This is a genomic window from Rhodospirillales bacterium, from assembly GCA_018666775.1.
In the GTDB taxonomy this organism is placed as follows: Bacteria; Pseudomonadota; Alphaproteobacteria; order SMXQ01; family SMXQ01; genus JABIXC01.
Genome location: JABIXC010000005.1, coordinates 1 through 3217 on the forward strand (window position 1 = coordinate 1; position 3217 = coordinate 3217).

Consider the following 3217-nt stretch of genomic DNA (forward strand, 5'->3'; position numbering starts at 1 on the left):
GATCGCCTTGGCTGCACCCGTCTGTCTTGTCTGCGATTTCTGTTTCATCTTCATTCCCCTTCGGGTCATTACGATGTGCCAGAAACCCTCTCTTATGCAATGCCCCTAATCTGTCCCATAGGCGCTGACGTTAGACAATCCCTACATTAATTAACAATTTTTACAATAAACTCTTAAATAAATCACACTTTATGCTGGCAAATAAAAGGCAGCTCATCGCAATTCTATAAGGCCATCTGATAGATGACGCCGAGGACGGCGCTGACGAGAAGGGTCGGGATCATACTCACCTTGAACCGGAGCATCGCAACGAGCGCGGCCACAGCCAGAGCCAGGGCAGCAACGTCAATTGTTTCCCACACCGGGACCTGAAGCTTCATCCCAAACATTTGGACCTCATTGACTGCGCTGAATACAACGTGCAGCCCAAACCACGCCGCCAGGTTCAAAATGACACCCACAATAGCCGCCGTGATGGCCGAGAGCGCGGCGCTAAGGGATTGATTGTTGCGCAGCGATTCAATGTAGGGGCCGCCCAGGAAAATCCACAGAAAGCACGGCACGAACGTCACCCACGTCGTGATCATTGCGCCCAGGAACCCTGCCATCATGGGATCAAGCATCCCGGGGTTCCGATACGCCGCCATAAAGCCAACGAACTGCACCACCATAATCAGCGGGCCGGGCGTGGTCTCTGCCATGCCCAAGCCATCCAGCATCTCTCCGGGCGCAAGCCATCCGAAATTGTTAACCGCTTCTTGGGCGACGTATGCGAGGACGGCATAGGCGCCGCCGAATGTCACCACCGCCATCTTGCTAAAGAATATGCCCTCTTGGACATACACGTTCCCAAATCCCAGCAGGGCGACCAATATGGCAAGCGGCCCAAGCCACAATGTAAGGCACACCACCGTCACTTTGACGGCACGTCTTGTCGATGGGCGGGTGTGATCCAATTGTCCGTTTGCCAGCGCCGCATCGATCATCGGTGTCGCAGTATTGGCATCGGGTTCATGGCCGATAACCACAAACTTGTCCGGGTTAAGGCGCCCCCCAATGAAGCCGATCAATCCGGCTGACAGCACGATGAGGGGGAATGGTAAATCGAAGAGGAAAATGCCAATGAACGCCGCTGCGGCAAGGGCGATCATGAAAGCATTCTTGAGCACCCGTTTGCCGATGCGGTGTACGGCCTCTATCACCACGGCGAGTACCGCTGCCTTGATTCCAAAAAAGATTGCCTGAACAATACTCAGATCCTGAAATCCGGCGTAAAGAACGCTAAGCAACAAGATGATAATGGCACCGGGAAGCACAAAAAGAACCCCCGCCACAAGACCGCCGGGGATGCGGTGAAGTAGCCAGCCCACATAGGTCGCTAACTGCTGTGCCTCTGGCCCCGGTAGAAGCATGCAGTAGTTCAGTGCATGGAGAAACCGGCTCTCGCTGATCCATTTCTTCTCGTCGACGAGAATACGGTGCATCAGGGCGATCTGGCCCGCCGGTCCGCCAAAACTTAACAGGCTGATCCTTATCCAGACCCGCAAGGCTTCGGAAAAACTAATCGGCTGAGAATTTGGCTCAGTGGTATCGGATGTTCTTACGTCAGACATGGCAAAGATATACCACATGCCCGCTTATGCGCATAAGCGAACATGAAGAACGGTCCACCATTGCGTTTTTCACGATCTCCGCTAAAACTAGGCTCAGTTTTAGAAACACACGTGCGCACGGTCTCGTGGGCATGGCAGGACAACAATTGAAGGAGTATACGGCATGAAGACTTTGGGTTTCATTGGCACCGGTGGCATGGGCAAGGGTATGGCAGCCAACCTGATCAAGGCTGGCTATAGCTTGGTGATCACCGATCTCAACCGCGAACAGGCCAAGGACCTAGAGGCCCAGGGCGCACAGTTCGTGGACTCCCCCAAAGCCGTCGCCGAACAGAGCGAGCTTGTACTCTCAATGCTGCCGCACAACGATGCCGTCAAGGCTGTCGGCCTGGGCAAGGGTGGACTCATCGAGGCGACCAGTGGCACGAAAGTGTGGATTGATTTCTCCAGTATTGATAAAGAAACCATTGTTCGCGCCAGCGACGAACTTGGTAAAAAGGGTTGGACTGTCGTGGATGCTTCCGCAGGCGGCGTCGAGGAAGTGGCAGCGGCTGGTAACCTGGCGCTCTGGCTTTCCGGTTCCAAGGCCTTGTTTGATGCGCATCAGCCCATCTTTGAAGCAATGGGCAAATCAGCCCTTCACGTGGGCGAGCTCGGCAATGCCAAGCTGGTCAAAAATGCCATGGCGATGTTGGCCGCTGTGCAGCACATGAGCATTGTCGAGATGTGCGGTTGGCTTAAGAAAGGCGGGATGGATGAGGCCACTTTCCAGACCATTCTCAAAAATTCCCAGCAAGATTCGGTGGCAACCCAGCGCATCATGGATAAGGTGGTGAGCCGTGATTTCAAACCCCGCAAGTCATGGATGCCAAAGGACGTCAACTTTGGGCTCGACATGGCGCGCGAAATGGAAGTGCCGATGCCGTTTGTCGGCCTCGCATCCCAGATGTTCGCGGTTGCACAGGCAACGGGCGGTGACGGCTATGAAGCAACAGGCATCGCCTGCAACGTCTACGACGTGCTTAATGGCGTGAAATCCAAATAGAGCTGAGGCATCGAGAAGCGCTACGCTACGATTTTAGAAGCAATAATATTGCGGTCGTCAGGGCAAAGAAAAGACACAGGCATTGCCAAACCCCCACCGGATTTTTTTCCATCAAGGGTACATTTTTTCGGCGCACAAAATCCCGGCTTGGGTGTTTCAAATCGGCCAGAAATTCAGAAGATGCCAGGTAGCGTTTGGTCACATCCAGATGAACCGCCTTGCTGATTGCAAACTCGATCCAATCGGGAAGCGGCTCTTTTGAGCCCAATGTGGATTTGAAATTTAACCGTCTCAGGTTTTTTTGGGTGCGAATATGGGAAACTTTCACCCCATAGGGGAATTGGCCGGTCAACATTTCGTAGGCAATCACGCCCAAAGAAAAAAGATCCGATTGCGACGTTCCGCCATAGCCTAAAAAATTGTCTAACGTCAGCGCCTATGGGACAGATTAGGGGCATTGCATAAGAGAGGGTTTCTGGCACATCGTAATGACCCGAAGGGGAATGAAGATGAAACAGAAATCGCAGACAAGACAGACGGGTGCAGCCAAGGCGATCAA

3 protein-coding genes are annotated in these 3217 nt (G+C 53.3%); 1 reads left to right on the plus strand and 2 read right to left on the minus strand.

The genetic code is table 11. The annotated features are described in order from the left end of the window. Nucleotides 1–224 precede the first annotated feature (224 nt). Nucleotides 225–1613, minus strand: a complete 1389-nt coding sequence (gene chrA / locus HOJ08_02160; GenBank protein MBT5672241.1) for a chromate efflux transporter — start codon at nt 1611–1613, stop codon at nt 225–227. A gap of 163 nt (nt 1614–1776) precedes the next feature. Between chrA and HOJ08_02165 the strand changes: the two genes are divergently transcribed. Then, the gene (locus HOJ08_02165; protein MBT5672242.1) at nt 1777–2658 is read left to right on the plus strand and encodes an NAD(P)-dependent oxidoreductase; all 882 of its coding nucleotides are present in this window, start codon (nt 1777–1779) and stop codon (nt 2656–2658) included. Nucleotides 2659–2683: 25 nt separating this feature from the next. On the opposite strand, the gene HOJ08_02170 is transcribed toward HOJ08_02165, so the two are convergent. After that, nucleotides 2684–3028, minus strand: coding sequence for a hypothetical protein (locus tag HOJ08_02170; GenBank protein MBT5672243.1), 345 nt, complete (start codon nt 3026–3028; stop codon nt 2684–2686). Between the last annotated feature and the right edge of the window lie 189 nt (nt 3029–3217).

What these genes read in the sequence shown, in the direction of transcription:
- chrA (MBT5672241.1), bottom strand. Translation starts at nt 1,613, where the DNA reads ATGTCTGACGTAAGAACATCCGATACCACTGAGCCAAATTCTCAGCCG.
- HOJ08_02165 (MBT5672242.1), top strand. Translation starts at nt 1,777, where the DNA reads ATGAAGACTTTGGGTTTCATTGGCACCGGTGGCATGGGCAAGGGTATG.